This is a genomic window from Pseudomonas orientalis (assembly GCF_022807995.1).
GTDB classification, from domain to species: domain Bacteria; phylum Pseudomonadota; class Gammaproteobacteria; order Pseudomonadales; family Pseudomonadaceae; genus Aquipseudomonas; species Aquipseudomonas orientalis_B.
This window is the reverse complement of record NZ_CP094351.1, coordinates 3,303,436-3,323,629: the sequence shown is the minus strand read 5'-3', so window position 1 is coordinate 3,323,629 and position 20,194 is coordinate 3,303,436. Positions and strand designations below refer to the sequence as shown.

The window sequence follows — 20,194 nt, the reverse complement described above, 5'->3', positions numbered from 1 at the left end:
CGTTGCGGGCATGCTTCCCTGACCCCCTGCAAACCGTCCGGATACCGCCATGAATCGCAACGACCTGCGCCGCGTCGACATGAACCTGCTGGTGATTTTCGAAGCCCTGATGTTCGAGAAGAACCTGACCCGGGTCGCCGAGAAGCTCTTTATGGGCCAGCCGGCGGTGAGCGCGGCACTGGGCCGCCTGCGCGATCTGTTCGACGACCCGTTGCTGCTGCGTAACGGCCGCGGCATGGAGCCCACGCCACGGGCGGTGGCGATACTCAAGGAGCTGCAACCGGCCATGGACACCATTTCGGGCGCGGTCAGCCGCGCCAAGGATTTCGACCCCTCCACCAGCTGCGCGGTGTTTCGCATCGGCCTGTCCGACGACGCCGAGTTCGGGCTGTTTCCGCCGTTGCTCAGTCGCCTGCGCGAAGAGGCGCCCGGCATCATCGTGGTGGTGCGCCGGGCCAATTATTTGTTGATGTCGGCGTTGCTGGCCAGCGGCGAGATCTCGGTGGGCGTGAGCTATACCACCGAGCTGCCGGCCAACGCCAAGCGCAGGAAGCTGCGCGATATTCCCTGCAAGGTGCTGCGCGGGGATGACGGCGAGGCGCCACTGACCCTGGACGATTACTGCGCCAGGCCCCATGCCATGGTGTCGTTCTCGGGCGACCTGAGCGGCAACATCGACCTGGACCTGGCACGCATCGGCCGCTCGCGGCGGGTGGTGCTGGCGGTGCCGCAGTTCAGCGGGCTGCGCGCATTGCTGGCGGGTTCGCAGATCATTGCGACGGTGCCCGACTACGCGGCGTGCGCCTTGACCGAGGGCTCCCGCCTGCGGGCCGAGGACCCGCCGTTCGCGATCGATGCGGCAGAGCTGTCGATGGTGTGGAGCGGGGTGCATGACAATGACCCGGCCGAGCGCTGGCTACGCGGGCGGATTGCCGAGCATATGGCGGCGAGTTGACTGCCAAGTGACTGTCGGTGACCCCCTGTAGGAGCGAGCTTGCTCGCGAAAAACGTACAGGCGCCGCGTTCATTCAGGAAGCACGCTTTATCGTTGACGTTTTTCGCGAGCGAGCTCGCTCCTACAGAGGGCAAGCACCCTCCCACAACAGCACATACATCCAATTCCCCACCGCCTCAGCCCGGCAAACTTCCCCCATCGCTCAATCCTGCGGGGAACACCCAACCATGGATCCAACACCCAACACCAGCCCCGACGAAGTCGTCACGCTGGTCGTCAAGCACCGGGTCAAGCCCGGCCGTGAAACCGAGTACGAAGCCTGGCTGCGCCGCATCGTGCGTATCGCCGGCGAACGTCCCGGTCACCTTGGCGTCGACGTGGTGCGCAGCCAGCAGAGCGGCATGGCCCTGTTTACCTGCGTACTGCGCTACCGCTCCACCGACGCCCTGGAGTTGTGGCTCGAATCCCCGCAACGCCAGGCCTTGATCGACGAAGCCGCGCCCATGCTGGCCGACGGCGACCAGACCGAAATCGGCGCCGCCAATGAATTCTGGTTCGCCCCCCAGGCCGACGGCGCCGTCAAGCCGCCGCGCTGGAAGCAGGCGGTGGTGAGCCTGTGTGTGATCCTGCCGCAAACCCTGCTGCTGCCGTTTATCTGGGGGCCGATCCTGCGGTTGCACCCGTTTCTGTCCAACTACGTGGTCTCCACCTTCCTGGTCACCCTGACCATCGTGCTGCTGGTGGTTTATCTGCTGATGCCGGCTGCCACCCGCCTGTTCGCTCCCTGGCTTGAAGCCTCTGTAAAGGAAACCCTATGAACGCCGATCTGATTCTGTTCAATGGCCAGTTCCACACCGTGGACCGGGAAAACCCCCGCGCCAGTGCCGTCGCCATCCGTGACGGGCGCTTCGTCGCCGTGGGCACCGACGGTGAAGCCATGGCCCTGCGCGGCAGCGGCACCCAGGTCATCGACCTCAAGGGCCGCACCGTGATTCCCGGCCTCAACGACTCGCACTTGCACCTGATTCGTGGCGGGTTGAACTACAACCTTGAACTGCGTTGGGAAGGCGTGCCGTCCCTGGCCGATGCCTTGCGCATGCTCAAGGACCAGGCCGACCGTACCCCCACGCCGCAGTGGGTGCGCGTGGTGGGGGGCTGGAACGAATTCCAGTTCGCTGAAAAGCGCATGCCCACCCTGGAAGAACTCAACCAGGCCGCCCCGGACACCCCGGTGTTCGTGCTGCACCTGTACGACCGCGCCTTGCTCAACCGCGCCGCACTGCGGGTGGCGGGCTACACCAAGGACACGCCGAACCCGCCGGGCGGTGAGATCGTGCGCGACAGCAACGGCAACCCCACCGGCATGCTGGTGGCGCGGCCCAACGCGATGATTTTGTATTCGACCTTGGCCAAGGGCCCGAAACTGCCCCTGGAATATCAGGTCAACTCCACCCGCCAGTTCATGCGTGAACTCAATCGCCTGGGCCTGACCAGCGCCATCGACGCCGGCGGCGGTTTCCAGAACTATCCCGACGATTACGCGGTGATCGAGCAACTGGCCAGGGACCAGCAGTTGACGGTGCGCATCGCCTACAACCTGTTCACCCAGAAGCCCAAGGAAGAGCTCAGCGACTTCAAGAACTGGACCGGCAGCGTCACCCTGCATCAGGGCGATGACTACCTGCGCCACAACGGTGCTGGCGAGATGCTGGTGTTCTCCGCCGCCGACTTCGAAGACTTCCTCGAACCGCGTCCGGACCTGCCGCTGACCATGGAGCAGGAGCTCGAACCGGTGGTCCGCCACCTGGTGGAACAGCGCTGGCCGTTCCGCCTGCACGCCACGTACGACGAATCCATTTCGCGCATGCTCGACGTGTTCGAGAAGGTCAACCGCGACATTCCGTTCAATGGCCTGCCGTGGTTTTTCGACCACGCCGAAACCATCACCCCGAAAAACATCGAGCGCGTGCGTGCCCTCGGCGGCGGCATTGCGATCCAGGACCGCATGGCGTTCCAGGGCGAATACTTCGTTGAACGCTACGGCGCCAAGGCCGCCGAAGCGACGCCACCGATCAAGCGCATGCTCGCCGAAGGCGTACCGGTAGGCGCGGGCACCGACGCCACGCGGGTGTCGAGCTACAACCCGTGGACGTCGCTGTACTGGATGGTCAGCGGTCGCACCGTGGGCGGCCTGGAACTGCACGCCGAAGGCCTGCCGCGCCTCACCGCGCTGGAGCTGTTTACCCACGGCAGTGCGTGGTTCTCGTCCGAGCAGGGCAAGAAGGGCCAGATCAAGGTGGGTCAATTGGCCGACGTTGCGGCGTTGTCGGCGGATTTCTTCAGCGTCGACGAAGAAGCCATCAAGTGGATCGAGTCGGTACTGACCGTGGTCGGCGGCAAGGTGGTGTATGGCGCCGGCGACTTCGAAGATTACGCACCGCCGCGCGTTCCGGTACTGCCGGACTGGTCGCCGGTGGTCAAGGTGCCGGGGCACTGGCGCCCGACTTCAGCGTTGCAGGCTCAAGTTCACCACTGCAGCGGCCCCTGCGGCGTGCATGCCCACAGCCATGAAAAAGCCCGTCTTTCCAGCGTGCCGGTCAGCGACTTCCAGGGTTTCTGGGGTGCGTTCGGCTGCTCGTGCTTTGCCTTCTGATTGTCACTACCCAAAGGAGTTACCCGCATGACTTATTCGCGCTTGAACAAAGATGACGCTGTTGTACTGCTGGTCGATCACCAGACCGGCCTGATCTCGCTGGTGCAGGATTTCTCCCCCAACGAATTCAAGAACAACGTGCTGGCCCTGGCCGACGTGGCGAAGTTCTTCAACCTGCCGACCATCCTCACCACCAGCTTCGAAAGCGGCCCCAACGGCCCACTGGTGCCGGAACTCAAGGCACTGTTCCCGGACGCGCCGTACATCGCGCGCCCTGGCCAGATCAACGCCTGGGACAACGAAGAGTTCGTCAAGGCCGTCAAGGCGACCGGCCGCAAGCAGATCATCATTGCCGGTGTCGTGACCGATGTGTGCGTTGCATTCCCGACCCTGTGTGCCCTCGATGAAGGCTTCGAGGTGTTCGTGGTCACCGACGCCTCCGGCACCTTCAACGAAACCGTGCAACAAGCGGCCTGGGCGCGCATGACCGCCGCCGGTGCGCAACTGGTGAACTGGTTCGCCGTGGCCTGCGAGCTGCAGGTGGACTGGCGCAACGACATGGAAGGCCTGGCCAACCTGCTGTCCCCGCGCATTCCCAACTACCGCAACCTGATGAACAGCTACTCGGCGTTCACCGCCAAGTAACTCGGTCTCAAAGCTGTCGATAATCCCTGTGGGAGGGGGCTTGCCCCCGATTGCGGTGCAACAGTCACAATTGCTGTGTCTGAACCACCGCTATCGGGGGCGAGCCCCCTCCCACATTTGATTGTGTTTCACATTGGGTTTGTGGTGTGACCACTGACCGGTTATAAAACAGCCCATCGTCCACCGAGAAGCGACAATGAACCCCTTCGAAGACATGCGCCTGTTCTGCCAGGTCATGGAGTCCGGCAGTTTTACCGCCGCCGCCGAGCAACTGGGCCTGTCCAAGCAGTTCGTCAGCCGTCGCCTGATCCAGCTGGAAGACCGCCTGGGTGTGCGCCTGCTCAATCGCTCCACGCGCCGCCTGGATGTCACGCCGCTGGGCCAGAGTTACTACGAATCGGCCTTGCGTTTGCTCAATGATGTCGAGCAAGTGGAGCAGGGCATCGCCGGCCAGAACAGCGAGCCGCGCGGCACCATTCGCCTCAGCGCGCCGCTGTCGTTTGCCATGGCGCATTTGGGTTGCCTGCTGCCGCTGTTCCTGCAGCGCTATCCCGACGTGGCGGTGGAAGTCGACCTCAGCGACCGCCCGGTGGACCTGATCGGCGAAGGCTACGATCTGGTGCTGCGCATCGGCACCCTGGAAGATTCCACCTTGATCGCCCGGCGTATTGCCAGCATCCCGCGCGTCTACTGTGCCAGCCCCGATTACCTGGCCCTGCACGGTACGCCGCAAAAACCCGATGACCTCGCCGATCACGATTGCCTGCCGTACGGGCACGGCCGCCAGGTGCAATGGCGTTTCAAGGGCAAGCTGCAAGCGCTGAATGTGAGCGGGCGCATGCGCGTCAATAACGGCGATTTGCTGCGCGATACCGCGATTGCCGGCCTGGGCGTGACCTACCTGCCGACCTTTATCGTCGGCGATGCGTTGAAGGACGGCCGCCTGGTCAGCGTACTGGACGACTTCGCCCCCGAAGCCCTGACATTGTCGGCAGTGTACCCCCAGCACCGGCAGAGCTCGCGGCCAGTGCAGGCGCTGGTCGAATTCCTGCGCGAGCGTTTGGCTAGCGGCTGCTGAACAACTGCCGGATCAGGTTGGGCGTGCTGCCGGTCCAACGCTTGAACGCGCGCCGAAAGTTCGCCGCATCGTTGAAGTTCAGGTAGGCGGCCACCTCGTCGTTACTCAGTCCCTTGACCTGATACAGGTGCAACGCCATGTGCTTGCGCACCCGGTCCACCTGTTGCTGATAGCCGGTGTCGTGCTTGTGCAGCTTGCGCTTGAGGGTGGCCGGGCTCATGGCGAAGGCCAGTGCGGCCTGCTCCAGGCTGGGCGGCTGGCGCACGTGCTCGCGCAGGTAGTCGTTAAGGCTGTCGAGAAAGCTGGCGGCAAAACCCAACTGTTCGATCTGTTCGCGGGCGTGCTGGCGCGCCACCTGGCCGGCCGTGGCCGAGGCGCCGGGCCAGGCGCGGGTGAGGTACTCGCGCGGCAGGCACATCATGTCCAGCGGGCGTTCGAAGCGCGTCTGTTCGCCCAGGTGCACCCAGTATTGCTCTACGTACCGCGGCTCGGCATGGCTGAAGCTGCACACCCACGGCAGGCGCTCGCCGCCGAGCCATTGGCTCATGGCAACCAGCGCGGTCATGCTCGCTTCGAGCAAAAAGCGCCACTGCTCGCCGGCGCCGCAACTGTCCAGCCAGTACAGGTAGGCGTGGTGCTCATCCAGCTCCAGATGCGGCGTGACCAGCGGGCTGAGCAGTACGTGCTGCTGGATCAGGATCTCCAGCGCCTGGTGCAGGTTCTGCGCATGCCCCAGGGCATGGCTGGCCGCGCCGTAGTGGCCGGGCAGCAGGCGCTGGCCAAACAGAAAACTGCTGTCATCGGCGTCCAGCAGTTTGCGGCTGTTGCCGATCAGACCGAGCAACTGCTGCGGGCTCAAGTGGGCGTCGCCGGCCAGGATGTCCTCATGGAACAGCCCGGTGCCGCGCAGCAGGCGATGGCTGTCGATGTCCCGGGACAGGGCCAGGTCGATCAACGTAGCGGGTTGGTGATGGCCGGGAATGAAGCGGCTGTCGCGTTCATACCAGTTGGCTTTCACCGCCATATCAGGCGCTTTTCGCCAGGGGTTGCTTGGCCCGCGCCAGCGCCAGGTTCAGGCGCTTGAGCAGGTCGTGGGGCGGCTCGTCCAGGGCCATCACCACCGCCGTGGTCGCCGCCAGTTGCAGGCGCTCGCCCTGTAGCCGGGTTTTGTGCGCCAGGCTCTGCACCGCCTGCTGCAACTCAAGCGCCAGCCCCTGGGCCTGGCGCTCGCCGGTGTTGGGCAGCAGCACCACAAAACGGTCGCCGGCCAGGCGGCATAACAAATCCTGACGGCGCAGGTTGAGCAGCAGCACATGGCTGACCGCCTGCAACACCGCATCGCCTTCGGTATGCCCATAAGCCTGGTTGACGGCGGCGAAGCGGTCCAGGTCCAGGACCAGCAGCGACAGCGGTTGCTGCTGGTCGCGGCTGTCGTGCAGGCTCTCCTGGAGTTGGCGCTTGAGGTAGTCGGCACCGGCCAGGGGCGTGAGTTTGTCGAACAGCCGATGCTCGCGAAACAGCCGCTCGCGCTTTTCCATCTGCGCGCTGATCGCCAGTTGTTCGCGATGCCAGTGGTAGATGCCGATGGTCAGCAGAATCATGCCCACCGGCATCGGCCCCGACTCCAGCCAGTGATCCCAGGTGATGCTGTCGGGCAGGCGGATGAACTCGTCGAGGCTGTCGATCCACCAGGAAAAGAAGATGCACGACAAACCCAGTGCCAGGTAGTTTGTGACCCGTCCGGCGGGCCGGCTTTTGAGCACCAGGCCCAGCCAGATCAGCGCGAGCAGCGCCGAACCGCCTTCGCCGACGATATCCAGCCACACCCATTCACTGACGCTTTTGAGCTCGCCGCAGGCCAGGTGCAGGATCAGCCCGAGGTTGGCTGCGATCAGCAGCAGGGCGAGTTTCCAGCGGTGGGGTTTGAGCACGCGAAACATGGCTGCGGTCCTTGGACAGGTAAGCGATGGACGCCAGCACAGCAGATGCATGTGACGGTTGGATGACGGTGGGGGAGGGTCGAATCAGCTCACATCAACGGGCGATGAAAATCAAAAATGTGGGAGGGGGCTTGCCCCCGATAGCGGTGTGTCAGCGGCAAATAAGCTGGCTGATAGACCGCTATCGAGGGCAAGCCCCCTCCCACAAGGGATCTCCACAAGTCATATCAGCTCATTCCAGGTCAATAGTCCCCGCAAAGCCGCGATTTACGGGCCTCGCCGCCCAACGCTGTCACAGAACCGTCATCCCCCACCCCTAGCTTGCCCTCCCAGTTGCCGGGCCCCTTGCCTGGCGCCAACGGATTCTTGGGGAGGGTTTCATGTACAAGCGCACCGGGCTCGTCAGCTTCACGCTTACCGCCTTGGCCCTGGCAATCGCCTGCGAGCGGCTCAACGCTGCCGAAGCGGCCGCCACCGAGCATGTGGATGTGGTCGGGCAGGCCGCCGCCATTGGCAGCGCCCTCAAGGAGCAACGCGTCTCCGACAGCATCAAGAGCGTGGTGCATGCCGACGGTGTGGCCCAGTTGCCGGATGAAAACGTCGCCGAAGCGGTGCAGCGCCTGCCGGGGATCAGCGTCGAACGTGACCAGGGCGAAGGCCGGTTTGTCAGCGTGCGCGGCCTGGGGCCGGACCTCAACAGCGTGACCATCAACGGCACTCTGGTGCCCTCGCCCGAAAGCGAGCGCCGCGCCGTGGCTCTCGACGTACTGCCCTCGGAACTGGTGCAGTCGCTGTCGGTGATCAAGACGCTGACGCCGGACATGGACGCCAACTCCCTCGGCGGCACCGTCGACGTAAAAAGCCTGTCGGCGTTCGACCACAAGGGCCTGTTCTACACCGGCAGCACCGAGGCCAGCTACGACAAGAACACCCGCCAGACCAGCCCGAAATTCTCCGGCGCCGCCAGCAACCGCTTCAGCCTTGGCGAGGGTGTCGAAAATTTCGGCGTGGCCGCGGCCCTCAGTTGGCAGAAGCGCGATTTCGGCTCGGACAACGTCGAAACCGGCGGCGCCTGGGACTTTCGCAACGGCGCCAGGCTCAACGAGTTCGAGCAGCGCGACTACGACATCAGTCGCGAGCGCGCCGGTGGCGGCCTGAACTTCGACTACACGCCCGATGACCTGAGCAGCTACTACCTGCGCACCCTCTACAGCCGCTACAAGGACACCGAAACGCGCAACGCCGCCAGCCTCGAATTCGCGGAACCACAAGCGCCGGGCGAACTGGGCGAGGCCGACGGCAAGCGCAAGCTCAAGAACCGCGAAGAAACCCAGCAGATCCAGTCCTACGTGTTCGGCGGCGAGCGGATGCTCGGCCTGTGGACCTTGAGCGGCCAGGCCGGTTACAGCCGCTCCAGTGAAGACAGCCCGGCGCATATCGCCGGCGCCACCTTCGACGGCGGTGACTTCGCAGGCAGCGGTTTCTACGACAAGGCCAAGCCACGCCCGATCATCGGCAGCGGCTTCTACGACGCCGGCAATTTCAGCCTCGATAAAGTCGACTGGGAGAAACAGCACACCCAGGACACCGAGAAAAACCTGCGCCTGGACCTGGCCCGCGATTATGACCTGAGTGGCTACGCTTCCCAGTTCAAGTTCGGCGGCAAGGTCAGCCGCCGCCATAAAGACAACGACCTGGAAGCCTGGGCCTACAAGGACCTGGATGAACAGGGCTTCACTGACGAGCAGCTCAACCTCACGCAGTTCCAGAAGGGCAACGTCGATTACCGTCTCGGCCGCTTTGGCCCAGGCATCAGCGCGGGCAATATCCGCCAGTTGATCGGTGGCCTCAACCGTGATGACTTCTACGACCCGACCGAATCGCGGGTCAACGACTTCACCATCCGCGAGGACATCAACGCCGGCTACCTGATGAACACCGTCGACATCGACGACTGGCGGTTCATTGCCGGGATGCGCTACGAGGGCACCGAATTCGACGCCAAGGGCACCGGCGCCACGGACGGTCAGTTCAGCACCACCGAGACCAAACGCCGTTATCACCACTGGTTGCCGGGCCTGCACGCGCGCTACCAGATCGACAAGAACACCCAGGTGCGTGCCGCCTGGACCAAGTCCGTGGTACGCCCGACCTTTGGTCAACTGGCCCCAGGTTTCGTGATCGACGATGACGAAGCCACCTTCGGCAACCCGGACCTCAAGCCCCTGGAGTCGAGCAACCTGGACCTGGGCATCGAACACTTCATGGGCCGCGCCGGTACCGTGTCGGCGTTCGTGTTCTACAAGGACATCCAGAATTTCGTCTACAACACCGACGTCGCCGGCACGGGCGCCTGGACCAACTTCGCCGAGGCCCACACCTTTGCCAACGGTGACAGCGCCAAGCTGTATGGCCTGGAACTGGCCTACTCACAAAAATTCGACTGGCTGCCTGCGCCGTGGAACGGCCTGCTGATCGGCGCCAACAGCACCTTCAGCCGCTCCAGCGCGGACATCGAGGGCTTCGACAGTGCCGGCGGGCGCAACCGCAAGCGCAACATCAGCCTGCCCAACCAATCGGACAGCGTCGGCAATCTGATGCTGGGCTGGGAAGACGAGAAACTCAGCCTGCGCCTCTCCGCCAACTACAAGTCGGCCTACCTGTACGAGCTGGCGTCGATCAACGACAAAGCCCATGACCTGCATGTGGATGCGCAGACCTTCGTCGATTTCAGCGCGCGTTATTCGCTGAGCAAAAACCTGCAAGTGAGCTTCGAGGCACAGAACCTGACGGATGAGTCGTACTTCGTCTACACCGGCCACCGCAGCTACAACGGCCAGTACGAAGAGTACGGGCCCACTTACAAGCTGGGCCTGACCTTCACCCATTTTTGAATTCAACCCATTCCCAATGTGGGAGGGCGCAAGCCCCCTCCCACAGTGGATCTTCACCGTATTCGAAGGATTTGCCTGTTCATGAGAACTTCCAGGCTGTACCTGCTGATCGCGCTGGTCATCAGCGCTAATGCATTCGCCACTGACCTGCCGCTGACCCCCTGGGCGCCGGGCCTGAATGCCGAGGCTGTGGCATTCCTGCCCAACCGCACCGACCGTGTGGTCGCCAGTACCCGCGATGGCCTGTTGCTGCTTGACGAAAAAGGCGCCGAACTGGCCCGATTCAACGGCAATTTCAGCAGCCTTGACAGCCGCACCGCTGGCAACCGATCGCTGGTCACCAGCCTCGACAACGATCGCCAGCAGGCCGTGTTGATCAGCCTTGATGTCGCCGGCAAGGCCTGGGGCAAGCCGCTGTATCTGCCCACCCGCGACTTCCCGGTGAACGGCCTGTGCCTGTACCGCGATGCGGCGGCCAATCTGTTCGTGTTCCTGGTGGGTGAGGAGGGCAAGGGCGAGCAATGGCTGGTGGGCAGTGGCGCGACGCTGCTGGCCCAGGCGCAGCGCGTGCGCGGCCTGCCGCTGCCGCCGTCGGCGCAGTTCTGTCAGGTGGACGATGAGGCCGAGCGCCTGCTGGTGAACGAAGCAAACGTCGGCTGGTGGGCCTACCCGGCGCACCCGGAAGCCGAGGTGAAACGCACGCCCGTGGCGCTGTTCGACAATCCCGGGCGCGAAGCGGGCGCCATGGCGCTGATGCCGGGTGGGCTGGTGGCACTGGACCCGAAAACCGCTCGCTTGCATCTGTTCCAGCAGACCGGCGAACGCTGGGCCGAGCAATCGAGCCTGACCTTGCCGGGCCTCAAGGAGCCGGAGCAACTGGCGATCAACGGCCGGCAGCTGTTGGTGCGCGATGATGACAGCGGCCTGCTCTACCAGGGCCAACTCGACTGGCAGGCCACGCCGGTACCGGCCGCCCCGGGGCTGGCGCAGGTCACGGCTCTGCGCCAGACCGAGCCGGTGAGTCGCCAGGGCGATGCGGCGGATGACCCGGCCATCTGGATTCACCCGCACACACCCGCGCACAGCCGCGTATTGGGCACCAACAAGAAGCAGGGCCTGCTCGTCTATGACCTGGACGGCAAGCTGCTGCAGGAACTGGCGGTCGGGCGCCTGAACAATGTCGACGTACGCCCCAACTTCAAGCTGGGCACGCAGACCGTCGACCTCGCGGTCGCCAGCAATCGCGATCGCAACAGCCTGAGCCTGTTCAGCATCGACCGCCAGAGCGGCGAGCTGCAGGAAGCCGGCGAAGTGCCGACGCCGCTCAAGGAGATCTACGGCATCTGCCTGTTCCAGCCCGCCGGCGGCGAGCTGTATGCGATTGCCAATGGCAAGGACGGCACCTTCCTGCAATACCGCCTGAGTGCGCCGACCGGGCGTGTGCAGGGCGAGCTGGTGCGCCAGTTCAAGGTCGACAGCCAGCCGGAAGGCTGCGTGGCCGATGATCAACGCCAGCGCTTGTTCCTGGGGGAGGAGGACGTCGGCGTGTGGGCGCTGGATGCCCGCGCCGACCAACCTGCCACGCTGACCAGCGTGATCAAGGTCGGCGCGCAACTGCACGCGGATGTCGAAGGCCTGGCGCTGTACCAGAGCGTCGCGCGGGATTACCTGGTGATATCGAGCCAGGGCAATGACAGCTACCTGGTGCTGGATGCCGAGCCGCCGTTCGCCGTGCACGGTGCCTTTCGCGTCGGCTTGAACGCCGCCGCCGGCATCGACGGGGCCTCCGAAACCGACGGCCTGGAAGCCACCGCCATCAACCTGGGCGGACCGTGGAGCCAGGGCATGCTGGTGGTGCAGGACGGGCGCAAGCGCATGCCCGAGCAAGCCCAGAACTTCAAGTTCGTGCCCTGGGCCGAGGTGACCCGCGCGCTGAAATTGCCTTGAGCTGTCATCACGCAGTCATCCGTTTTTAATCGAATAGGAGTTTCACCATGCACGCGACGATGGAACATATGACGATCTGGAGCTTGATCAGCGATGCCAGCCTGTTGGTCAAGGCGGTGATGATCACTTTGCTGCTGGCGTCCCTGCTCAGTTGGTACCTGATCATTCGGCGCGGCAGTGTGCTGCGGCGCCTGGAGCGGCAATTGAATGATTTCGTGGCGCGCTTTCGCGTCGCATCGGACTTGCAGCCGCTGTACCACGACGCCGTGCTGGCGGGCGAGGGCGGTGTTGCGCCGATCTTTATCGCCGGTATGCAGGAATACCAGCACCTGCACACCCATGACCCTGCGGTGCTCGAAGGCGTGGAACGTGCGCTGCAGGTGGCAATCACCGAGCAGGAGCTGGAGCTGGAAAAGGGCCTGCAGTTTCTTGCGACGGTGGGTTCGGTCAGCCCCTATATCGGGTTGTTCGGCACTGTGTGGGGCATCATGAATTCGTTCCTGGGCTTGTCCCAGGTACAACAGGCCACCTTGTCCACGGTGGCGCCGGGGATTGCCGAAGCCTTGATCGCCACGGCCATTGGCCTGTTTGCGGCGATTCCGGCCGTGATCGCCTATAACCGTTTTGCCGCGCGCAGCCAGACCCTGCTCACCCGCTACTACGCCTTCGGCAACGAACTGCAAGTGCGCCTGCATCGCGCCCTGCGCGGTACCTCAATCAACCTGGCCGTGGCCGCCTGAACAGGAGCGAACCTATGTTGACCAGGCCGCAACGCAAACACGGGCCCAAGGCCGAGATGAACGTGGTGCCCTATATCGATGTGATGCTGGTGCTGCTGGTGATCTTCATGGTCACCGCGCCCATGCTGACCCAGGGCGTGAAGATCGAATTGCCCAAGGTCGCCGCCGAGGCGCTGGCCACCGACACCCGCCAGCAAATCCTCACGCTGTCGGTGAAGGCGGACGGCGGTTACTACTGGAACCTGGGCGGCGAACTCGACACCCGGCACCAGACCGACAGCGCCGTGAGCCTGGAAGACATGGGCGCCAAGGTCATGCAGGTGGTGGCGGCGCGCAGCGACACCCAGGTGTATATCCGCGCTGACGACAACGCCGGGTACGGTCGCGTGGTGGCCGCCATGGCGGTGTTGCAAAAGGGGGGTGTCACCCACCTGGGGCTGGTGACCGAGGCCCCCCAATGACCGCGATGATCATGCACGGTGCGACGCGGGCGCAGATGCCGGACAGCGACGGGCTGTGGCGCAACAGCCTGGCGGCAGGCCTGGCCGTGGCGCTGCATGTGGCGGTAGCGGCGGCGCTGATGCTGGGCTGGTCGCCGGAAAAACCGCAGGCAGACGCGCCGAGGGTGATGCACACGCAGTTGGTGATGATGCCGGCGCCAGCGCCTGAGCCGGTAGCCCCGCTCACTCCCGTAGCGCCTGAGCCTGTTGTTGTCCCTGTACCGGCCAAACCAACGGTTGACCCGCAGATTCAGGCGCAAAAACTTGAGAAAGCCGCCCTGGCGCGCAAACGGGTCGAAGCGCAGAAAATCGAACAGCAGCGCCTGGCCGCCGAGCAACGCAATCGGGAGCTGGAGCAGCAACGTCTGAACCAGGAGCGTGTGGCTGCTGAAAAAGCTCGAGCCGCCGTGCCCGTGCCCGCACCTGCGGCGGCGTTCGACAGCCGCCAATACCAGCCCTTGAGCAAGGAAGCACCGGACTACCCGGAGCGCGCGCTGGACAAGAACATCGAAGGCGACTGCTCGGTGGAATACACCGTCAATCCCCAGGGCCGGGTGGAAAACCCCAAGGTACTGGACGGCTGTCACCCATTGTTTATCCGGCCCTCACTGGCGGCGGCGAACACCTTTCGCTATCAGCCGAGGATCGTCGACGGCAAGCCCGTCGCCGTACCGGCGGTGCGCAACACCTTCCACTACCGCATAAAATGAGATCCACCAGTACCCCGATAAAACTGTGGGAGGGGATAGTGGTCAGGCCAGGGCGTTTTCGGCGGCTTCAACCGAGCTGTAGCGGTTGGCCGGCACTTGCAGGCCGAGGTTGTCGCGCAGCGTCTGCCCGCTGTACTCGGTACGGAACAGCCCACGCTGCTGCAACACCGGTACCACCAGCTCCGTGAAGTACTGCAAGCCATCGGGCAGCACCGAGTTGATGATGAAACCATCGCTGGCACCCGCCTCGAACCAGCGCTGGATCGCATCGGCGACCTGTTCCGGCGTGCCGACAAAATCACGCCTGGGCCGCGAGAACCGCAGCGCCACTTCACGCAAGGTCAGGCCTTCGTCCCTGGCCAGTTGCTTGATGCGTTCGGAGCCGCCTTGCTGGCTGTTGGCACCCAGGTCGCCCAGTTCGGGGAACGGTGCGTCAAGCGGGTATTGGCTGAAGTCATGGTCATTGAACGGACGGCCGAGGGCGACGATCGCATCTTCCACGCTGACCAGCTCCACCGCCTGCTGGTACCGGCTTTCCACTTCGGCGGCATCGCGTCCCACGATCGGCCGGATACCCGGCAGGATCGACAGGCTGTCGGCATCCCGCCCGAAGCCCCTGGCGCGGCGTTTCAAATCGGCCGTATAGGTTTTGGCCTCGTCGATGTCCTCGACATGCACAAAGATCGCGTCGGCGTTCTGCGCGGCAAAGTTGCGCCCGTCTTCGGAGGTGCCGGCCTGGAAAATCACCGGCTGGCCCTGGCGCGAACGCGCGATATTCAGCGGGCCCTTGACCGCGAAGAATTCGCCCTTGTGGTTGAGTGCATGCAACTTGTGCGGGATGAAGAATTCGCCGCTTTGCTTGTCATAGGCAAAGGCGTCGTCCTCCCAGGAGTCCCACAGGCCCTTGACCACCTTCAGGTGTTCCTTGGCGATGCGGTAGCGCACGGCGTGAGGCGGGTGTTCGGCCTTGCCGAAATTGTCGGCGGTGCCGCTCAGCCACGAGGTGACCACGTTCCATCCGGCGCGGCCGCCGCTGATATGGTCCAGCGAGGCCAACTGGCGCGCCACCTGGTAGGGCTCGGTATAGCTGACAGTCACGGTGGCGACGAGGCCGATATGGCTGGTCAGCGCGGCGAGGGCCGACAGAATCGTCAGCGGTTCGAAGCGGTTGAGGTAGTGCGGGCTGGATTTGGTGTGGATATGCAGGCTGTCGGCGATAAACACGAAGTCGAACCGGGCGGCTTCGGCCAATTCGGTCTGCTGCCTGTAAAAGCCGAAATTCGTACTGGCGTCGGGCTGCGCCTGTGGGTGGCGCCATTCGCCCCAACCGTGGCCGACACCGTGCACCATGGCTCCGAGTTTCAATTGACGTGGCTTGCTCATGGGCTGCTCCTTAGCGTGAGGCTTGGGAATTGGGGGCGCGCAGGGCGTTGAAGCGTTTGTCGAAGCCTTGCGACACGTCGATATGCCGGCTCAACAGACCTTCCTTCTGGTAGGTGTCGGCGGTGGCTTGCAGGCCGCTGATCACGCCGTCGTCGATCAGTACCGGCGACAGACGGGTGTCCTTGGCCACTTCGATGTGCACGGCCAACGGCAGGCCGGTGATTTTGGCCTGGGCGGCGGCGTACTCGTCGGGGTGGCGGTTGGCCCAGGCGTAGGCGCGGTCAACCCGGGCGACGAAGTCATCCAGTTGCACGCGCTTGTCGGCAATGGCCTGGTCGGTGGCGGCGAAGTACAGGTGGTTGCTCAACAGGTGTTTGCCGCTGACCAGCACACGGGCGTTGCTTTGCGAGGTGACCACGGTGGTGTATGGGTCCCAGGTGGCCCAGGCGTCGGCGGTGCCGTTATCCAGCACCAGCCGCGATTCGGCGGGCAGCAGGAAGATGAACTGCACATCCTGTGAGGTCAGGCCTGCGCTGGCCAGGGCCTTGATCGCCAGGTAGTGCCCGATCGAGCCGCGCCCGGTGACGATCTTCTTGCCCTTGAGGTCGGCGGCGGTCTTGATCGGCGAATCCTGCGGCACCAGCAGGGCAGTGGTGTTACGCCCTTCGGCGTGGATGATGCTGATCACTTTGAGCGACGCACCGGCGCCGAGGGCGAACACATAGGGCGCATCGCCCAGGGCGCCGACATCCACCGCACCGGCATTCAGCGCTTCGCCCAGGGGCGAGGCCGAGGGGAATTCCGACCACTTGATCTCGTACGGTACGTTTCGGGTTTCGCCCGAGGCTTCCAGCAGCGCTTTGATCGTCGACTTCTGGTTGGCCACGCGCAGGGGTTGCAGGTCGGCGGCGTGGGCGTTGCCGAGCAGGCCGAGCGCCAGGGCGCCGCCCAGCAACAGGCGCTTGAATGGGGTAGTAAACGGCATGGGACAGACTCCAGGCGTTGGGTAAGGGAAGGTGCCTCCGCCTGGAGAAGGGGTCGGATTTCCGGGAACGGTGCAGCAGTGGATCAGATCACGTAGAAACCGTGGGTGGCGTCGCGCGCCAATTGCTCGACCAGGCCGAATTCCCAGTCCAGGTAGGCCTGCATGGCTTCCCGCGGGTTATCGGTGCCTTCGTAGGGGCGGCGGTAGCGGTCGATGCGCGGTGAGGCAAGATGGCGCTCACCTTCTTCCAGCGGCAGTTGCGCGGCGATCCAGGCGGCGGTGCCGTCCTGCAACAGGAACACCTGCCTGCCGGTCAACGCTTCGACTTCGGCCACCGCCAGGCGCGCCAACTGGCTGCTGCCGCAGGTCAATACGTAGCGCTGCGCAGTGGGCACCCTGGTCAGCGCTTCGGGCAATTGCGCGCGCAGCACCCACCAGGCACCGGGGATATGACGTTTCACGTAATTGGCGCTGGCGGTGAAATCCAGCACCACGGTGTCGCCATGGTCAAGCCACTCGGCGAGTGTCTGCGCACTGATCAGTTCGGCCTGGGGCGGTGCGGGCACCGGGGCGACCCAGGCGCCTTGTGCGCTGAAATGCGTGTCTTGCAGTTCGTCCAGCACAAAGACTTCCCAGCCCAGTTGAGCGAGCCAGGACGCCGACATGTTTGCGCGCACACCGTCATCGTCCACCAATACCAGGCGCGCGCCACGCACGCTGGCAACGTGGTCGGTTTCCTGCACCAGTTGCCCGCCCGGTGTGGAGCGGGCGCCGGGCAGGTGGCCGGCTGCGAATTCTTCCGGGGTGCGCACGTCGAACAGGTAGGTGGTGCGTGTCTCATCCTGCTGCCAGCGTTGCAGTTCATCGAGGGTTACACGGCCGACTCCAGCCTTGTCGGCCACGCCGCGCGCCTGGTGGGCGGCGAGCCGGCGATTTTCTTCAGCGGTCGGCGCAAAGCGGCGCGCCTGGCCATGGGCGAGTGCTTGCCCGGCCAGGGTCCAACCGATGGTGCCATTGCGCAGCGCCGACACCGGGTTGGCCACGCCGGCGTTGATCAACGACTGGGTGCCGATAATGCTGCGGGTACGCCCGGCACAGTTGACGATAATGCGCGTGGCCGGGTCCGGGGCCAGTTCACGGGCGCGCAGCACCAGCTCGGCACCCGGCACGCTGATGCCGGTGGGGATACTCATGGTCTGGTATTCATCGAAACGCCGCGCATCGAGCACCACCACATCGGCCTGGCTGTCGAGCAGCGCCTGGACTTCCTCGGCCGCCAGGGACGGCGTGTGGCGCTGGTTTTCCACCAGTTCGCCAAAGGCTTTGCTTGGCACATTGACGTCGATAAACAGCTCGCCACCGGCCTGGCGCCAACCCTCAAGCCTATCCTCAAGCAGGCTGACCCGCGTGTAACCCAGCGCAACCAGGCGCTCGGCGGCGCGTTCGGCCAATCCTTCACCGTTGTCGTACAGCGTAACCTGGGTATCGCGGCGTGGAATGCGCGAATACACCTCCAGTTCCAGCTTGGACAGCGAGATATTCGCGGCAAACAGCGGATGGCCTTGGGCAAACGGCGCTTCCTCGCGCACGTCTACCAGGGCGACTTCCTCACGGTTCAACAGGGCCTGGCGAATCTGGGCAAAGCTGCGGGTCGGTACGGTGCTCATAGGGCAGGGCTCTTTTCTTTGGACAGGTCCCAGATATTCGGGAGGTAGGCGTTGGAATAACCGGAGATGAACAGTTTCTCGCTGCCGTCGGGTTGATACACCGCACGGCGCACCGCGCCGATGTTGGCGCCGTACGCATGAATGCTGATGGACACCTGGTCATCGTGGGCATTGCTCACCTGATGGATATCACCGACCTTGGGCGACACCGCCTCGACCTGGCCCGGCCGCAGGTGCACCGGTGTGCCCTCGGCAACCAGCGCGCCATCGGCGGTGCGGGCAAACCCCTGGGAAAACTCCGCGCCGCGCAACATGCCGATCAACCCCCATACCCGATGATCGTGAATCGGCGTGCGTTGCCCTGGCCCCCAGACAAAACTGACGATGCTGAAGCGCTGGCGCGAATCGGCGTGCAGCAAAAATTGCTGGTAGCGCTCGGGGTCGGGTTGGGCGAACGCGTCGGGCAGCCAGTCGTCATGGCTGACCAGTTGCGCCAGCAGCTTGCCGCCACGGTGCAGCAGGTCGCCTTCGCGCGGGTTGCCGTCGATCAGCTCAGCTAAGGCGCCAATAAAGGCGCGCAGTCTCTCGGGGTGTCGGGCCTGGCTCATGAACATTCCATTGGCGGTATTGATGGCCTTATCTAAGCATAATGTTAATGGTTAATATGCTATTTTTTAATGATTAGCTTATAGCTGCAGGTAATTTAGAACCGCTCTGCATGGTGTTAGACGTTATCGATCACAGGGCGGGCTATCCAGACCCGGTTGTGCCCACTATGCTTACCACACATCTTAATGACTGTTCTCTATGTGCGGCCCAAATGAAAATTGACGATATCGATGCCTTTGTCGAAGTGATTCGTTGCCAATCCATCAGCCATGCCGCCGAGTCGTTGCAATTGACCCAGCCGGCCATCACCCGCCGTGTGCAGAACTTCGAGCAGGCGCTGGGGGTGGAGTTGTTCGACCGCAACACCAAACCCCTCAAGCCCACGCTGATCGGTACCCGGGTGTATGAGCAGTGCCGGCTGATCCTGCGTGAAATGGATGCGCTGCGCGAGTTGGTCGCCACCGATGCACCGCCCACCGGCGTGCTGCGCCTGGGTGTGCCGCAGACCATCGGCGACGTGGTGCTGCTCGATGCGCTCAAGCACCTGCGCACCGAGTACGCCGACCTGCGCGCCCAGGTGGCCACGGGCTGGGGCAGCCAATTGGTGGGCAAGATCGAACGCGGCGAGCTGGATGCGGCGGTGGCGTTGTTCCCGGCGGGCAAGATCTTTGCGGACACTGTCGTCGGTGAGTCCATCGGCAAGATGGAACTGGTGGTGGTGTGCGCCAGGGCGCAGCTGCCGAAAAAACCGTGCAAGCTTGCCGATGTGTACCAGCACGGCTGGGTCCTCAACCCGGACGGGTGCGGCTTTCGTGCCGGCTTGCAGCGCACCCTGGCGGATCAGGGGCTGGCCTTGCGGGTCAACCTGGAGACCTTTGGTACTGAGTTGCAACTGGGGCTGGTGGCGGATGGGCTGGGCCTGGGCCTGGTACCACGGCCGTTGCTCGAGCGCAGTGCCCACCGCGAACAACTGGCCGTGATGCCGTTGAAGGATTTCAAGCCGGTGATGGATCTATGGCTGATCTATCCGCACTTCCTCGGCAACCTGCAAGGGCCGGTGGATGCGTTTGGCAAATGGGTGGCCGATTCACTGCACAAGATCCGCAACGCGGCCTGAACCCCCCGGGAGCTTGCTCCCTTCACGGTGTCCCAAGCTTCCCAACTGAGACGCCTCGGTCCAAATGTGGGAGGGGGCTTGCCCCCGATGGCGGCCTCAGGACCGACCAGGATGTTGGATCAGATCGAGTACATATCCGTTTCTGCGTCACGGCTGCTATGGGTTCCGCTTTACAGCGGCTCACTTTTGAAAAGCGCAAAAGTAAGCAAAACGCTCTTGCCCCACCACTCGGCACCTCGCCTGCGTTCGGCCAGCGTGGTTTAACGGGGCGCCTAAGATCAAAAGCCAGATCAAGAGCGACTCGCTTCGCATCGTGGTTACGGTTGGGCGCTACAGCATTGCGTTGCTGTCTGAACGGCTGTTGAAGCGAG

General features: G+C 63.9%; 17 protein-coding genes. 11 read left to right on the top strand and 6 right to left on the bottom strand.

The features are described 5' to 3' along the window. The first annotated feature begins 49 nt into the window (after positions 1-49). The 5 genes from MRY17_RS14785 (at position 50) to MRY17_RS14765 (ending at position 5,331) form a co-directional block, all read left to right on the top strand. Complete coding sequence (locus tag MRY17_RS14785; protein ID WP_181284965.1) at positions 50-955, top strand: LysR family transcriptional regulator; 906 nt, start codon at positions 50-52, stop codon at positions 953-955. Between the two features lie 227 nt (positions 956-1,182). Then, a complete protein-coding gene (locus MRY17_RS14780) occupies positions 1,183-1,773 on the top strand; it encodes an antibiotic biosynthesis monooxygenase (protein ID WP_181284964.1) in 591 nt (196 codons plus the stop codon). Beyond that, positions 1,770-3,608: an amidohydrolase gene (locus tag MRY17_RS14775; RefSeq protein WP_243352381.1), complete on the top strand. Its 1,839-nt coding sequence runs from the start codon at positions 1,770-1,772 to the stop codon at positions 3,606-3,608. The genes MRY17_RS14780 and MRY17_RS14775 overlap by 4 nt, the downstream gene beginning before the upstream one ends. 27 nt (positions 3,609-3,635) lie before the next feature. Next, positions 3,636-4,253, top strand: coding sequence for an isochorismate family cysteine hydrolase YcaC (gene ycaC, locus MRY17_RS14770; RefSeq protein ID WP_057722054.1), 618 nt, complete (start codon positions 3,636-3,638; stop codon positions 4,251-4,253). Positions 4,254-4,449: 196 nt separating this feature from the next. Beyond that, positions 4,450-5,331, top strand: coding sequence for a LysR family transcriptional regulator (locus MRY17_RS14765; RefSeq protein ID WP_243352380.1), 882 nt, complete (start codon positions 4,450-4,452; stop codon positions 5,329-5,331). On the opposite strand, the gene MRY17_RS14760 is transcribed toward MRY17_RS14765, so the two are convergent. Together MRY17_RS14760 and MRY17_RS14755 are read right to left on the bottom strand one after the other, a co-directional pair. Then, on the bottom strand, positions 5,318-6,355 hold the full coding sequence (locus MRY17_RS14760) for an AraC family transcriptional regulator (protein WP_243352379.1): 1,038 nt from the start codon (positions 6,353-6,355) through the stop codon (positions 5,318-5,320). The genes MRY17_RS14765 and MRY17_RS14760 overlap by 14 nt on opposite strands. 1 nt (position 6,356) lies before the next feature. Beyond that, a complete protein-coding gene (locus MRY17_RS14755) occupies positions 6,357-7,271 on the bottom strand; it encodes a GGDEF domain-containing protein (protein WP_181284960.1) in 915 nt (304 codons plus the stop codon). 380 nt (positions 7,272-7,651) lie between these two features. On the opposite strand from MRY17_RS14755, the gene MRY17_RS14750 reads away from it, so the two are divergent. From MRY17_RS14750 to MRY17_RS14730, 5 genes are all read left to right on the top strand, one after another. Further along, positions 7,652-10,165 (top strand): TonB-dependent receptor, encoded by a 2,514-nt coding sequence (locus MRY17_RS14750; protein WP_243352378.1) that lies wholly within the window; start codon positions 7,652-7,654, stop codon positions 10,163-10,165. Positions 10,166-10,246: 81 nt separating this feature from the next. Then, positions 10,247-12,112: a phytase gene (locus tag MRY17_RS14745; protein ID WP_124423335.1), complete on the top strand. Its 1,866-nt coding sequence runs from the start codon at positions 10,247-10,249 to the stop codon at positions 12,110-12,112. 47 nt (positions 12,113-12,159) lie between these two features. Continuing rightward, a complete protein-coding gene (tolQ, locus tag MRY17_RS14740) occupies positions 12,160-12,852 on the top strand; it encodes a protein TolQ (RefSeq protein ID WP_181285757.1) in 693 nt (230 codons plus the stop codon). 14 nt (positions 12,853-12,866) lie between these two features. Then, positions 12,867-13,313 (top strand): protein TolR, encoded by a 447-nt coding sequence (gene tolR / locus MRY17_RS14735; protein ID WP_065952812.1) that lies wholly within the window; start codon positions 12,867-12,869, stop codon positions 13,311-13,313. After that, positions 13,310-14,062 (top strand): energy transducer TonB, encoded by a 753-nt coding sequence (locus tag MRY17_RS14730; protein ID WP_181285755.1) that lies wholly within the window; start codon positions 13,310-13,312, stop codon positions 14,060-14,062. The genes tolR and MRY17_RS14730 overlap by 4 nt, the downstream gene beginning before the upstream one ends. Positions 14,063-14,104: 42 nt before the next feature. Here the strand turns inward: MRY17_RS14730 and MRY17_RS14725 are convergent, their stop codons facing one another. The 4 genes from MRY17_RS14725 to MRY17_RS14710 form a co-directional block, all read right to left on the bottom strand. Further along, positions 14,105-15,445, bottom strand: a complete 1,341-nt coding sequence (locus tag MRY17_RS14725) for an LLM class flavin-dependent oxidoreductase (protein WP_191951838.1) — start codon at positions 15,443-15,445, stop codon at positions 14,105-14,107. A gap of 10 nt (positions 15,446-15,455) precedes the next feature. Continuing rightward, positions 15,456-16,430, bottom strand: coding sequence for an ABC transporter substrate-binding protein (locus MRY17_RS14720; RefSeq protein ID WP_181285753.1), 975 nt, complete (start codon positions 16,428-16,430; stop codon positions 15,456-15,458). A gap of 83 nt (positions 16,431-16,513) precedes the next feature. Next, positions 16,514-18,097, bottom strand: coding sequence for a rhodanese homology domain-containing protein (locus MRY17_RS14715; protein WP_191951837.1), 1,584 nt, complete (start codon positions 18,095-18,097; stop codon positions 16,514-16,516). Next, complete coding sequence (locus tag MRY17_RS14710) at positions 18,094-18,705, bottom strand: cysteine dioxygenase (protein WP_181285751.1); 612 nt, start codon at positions 18,703-18,705, stop codon at positions 18,094-18,096. The genes MRY17_RS14715 and MRY17_RS14710 overlap by 4 nt, the downstream gene beginning before the upstream one ends. Positions 18,706-18,917: 212 nt before the next feature. On the opposite strand from MRY17_RS14710, the gene MRY17_RS14705 reads away from it, so the two are divergent. Then, complete coding sequence (locus MRY17_RS14705; protein WP_191951836.1) at positions 18,918-19,823, top strand: LysR family transcriptional regulator; 906 nt, start codon at positions 18,918-18,920, stop codon at positions 19,821-19,823. Positions 19,824-20,194 lie beyond the last annotated feature (371 nt).

What these genes read in the sequence shown, in the direction of transcription:
- MRY17_RS14775 (WP_243352381.1), top strand. Translation starts at nt 1,770, where the DNA reads ATGAACGCCGATCTGATTCTGTTCAATGGCCAGTTCCACACCGTGGAC.
- MRY17_RS14745 (WP_124423335.1), top strand. Translation starts at nt 10,247, where the DNA reads ATGAGAACTTCCAGGCTGTACCTGCTGATCGCGCTGGTCATCAGCGCT.
- MRY17_RS14785 (WP_181284965.1), top strand. Translation starts at nt 50, where the DNA reads ATGAATCGCAACGACCTGCGCCGCGTCGACATGAACCTGCTGGTGATT.
- MRY17_RS14715 (WP_191951837.1), bottom strand. Translation starts at nt 18,097, where the DNA reads ATGAGCACCGTACCGACCCGCAGCTTTGCCCAGATTCGCCAGGCCCTG.
- tolR (WP_065952812.1), top strand. Translation starts at nt 12,867, where the DNA reads ATGTTGACCAGGCCGCAACGCAAACACGGGCCCAAGGCCGAGATGAAC.
- MRY17_RS14710 (WP_181285751.1), bottom strand. Translation starts at nt 18,705, where the DNA reads ATGAGCCAGGCCCGACACCCCGAGAGACTGCGCGCCTTTATTGGCGCC.
- MRY17_RS14780 (WP_181284964.1), top strand. Translation starts at nt 1,183, where the DNA reads ATGGATCCAACACCCAACACCAGCCCCGACGAAGTCGTCACGCTGGTC.
- MRY17_RS14730 (WP_181285755.1), top strand. Translation starts at nt 13,310, where the DNA reads ATGACCGCGATGATCATGCACGGTGCGACGCGGGCGCAGATGCCGGAC.
- tolQ (WP_181285757.1), top strand. Translation starts at nt 12,160, where the DNA reads ATGCACGCGACGATGGAACATATGACGATCTGGAGCTTGATCAGCGAT.
- MRY17_RS14755 (WP_181284960.1), bottom strand. Translation starts at nt 7,271, where the DNA reads ATGTTTCGCGTGCTCAAACCCCACCGCTGGAAACTCGCCCTGCTGCTG.
- MRY17_RS14720 (WP_181285753.1), bottom strand. Translation starts at nt 16,430, where the DNA reads ATGCCGTTTACTACCCCATTCAAGCGCCTGTTGCTGGGCGGCGCCCTG.
- MRY17_RS14705 (WP_191951836.1), top strand. Translation starts at nt 18,918, where the DNA reads ATGAAAATTGACGATATCGATGCCTTTGTCGAAGTGATTCGTTGCCAA.
- MRY17_RS14725 (WP_191951838.1), bottom strand. Translation starts at nt 15,445, where the DNA reads ATGAGCAAGCCACGTCAATTGAAACTCGGAGCCATGGTGCACGGTGTC.
- MRY17_RS14760 (WP_243352379.1), bottom strand. Translation starts at nt 6,355, where the DNA reads ATGGCGGTGAAAGCCAACTGGTATGAACGCGACAGCCGCTTCATTCCC.
- MRY17_RS14765 (WP_243352380.1), top strand. Translation starts at nt 4,450, where the DNA reads ATGAACCCCTTCGAAGACATGCGCCTGTTCTGCCAGGTCATGGAGTCC.
- ycaC (WP_057722054.1), top strand. Translation starts at nt 3,636, where the DNA reads ATGACTTATTCGCGCTTGAACAAAGATGACGCTGTTGTACTGCTGGTC.
- MRY17_RS14750 (WP_243352378.1), top strand. Translation starts at nt 7,652, where the DNA reads ATGTACAAGCGCACCGGGCTCGTCAGCTTCACGCTTACCGCCTTGGCC.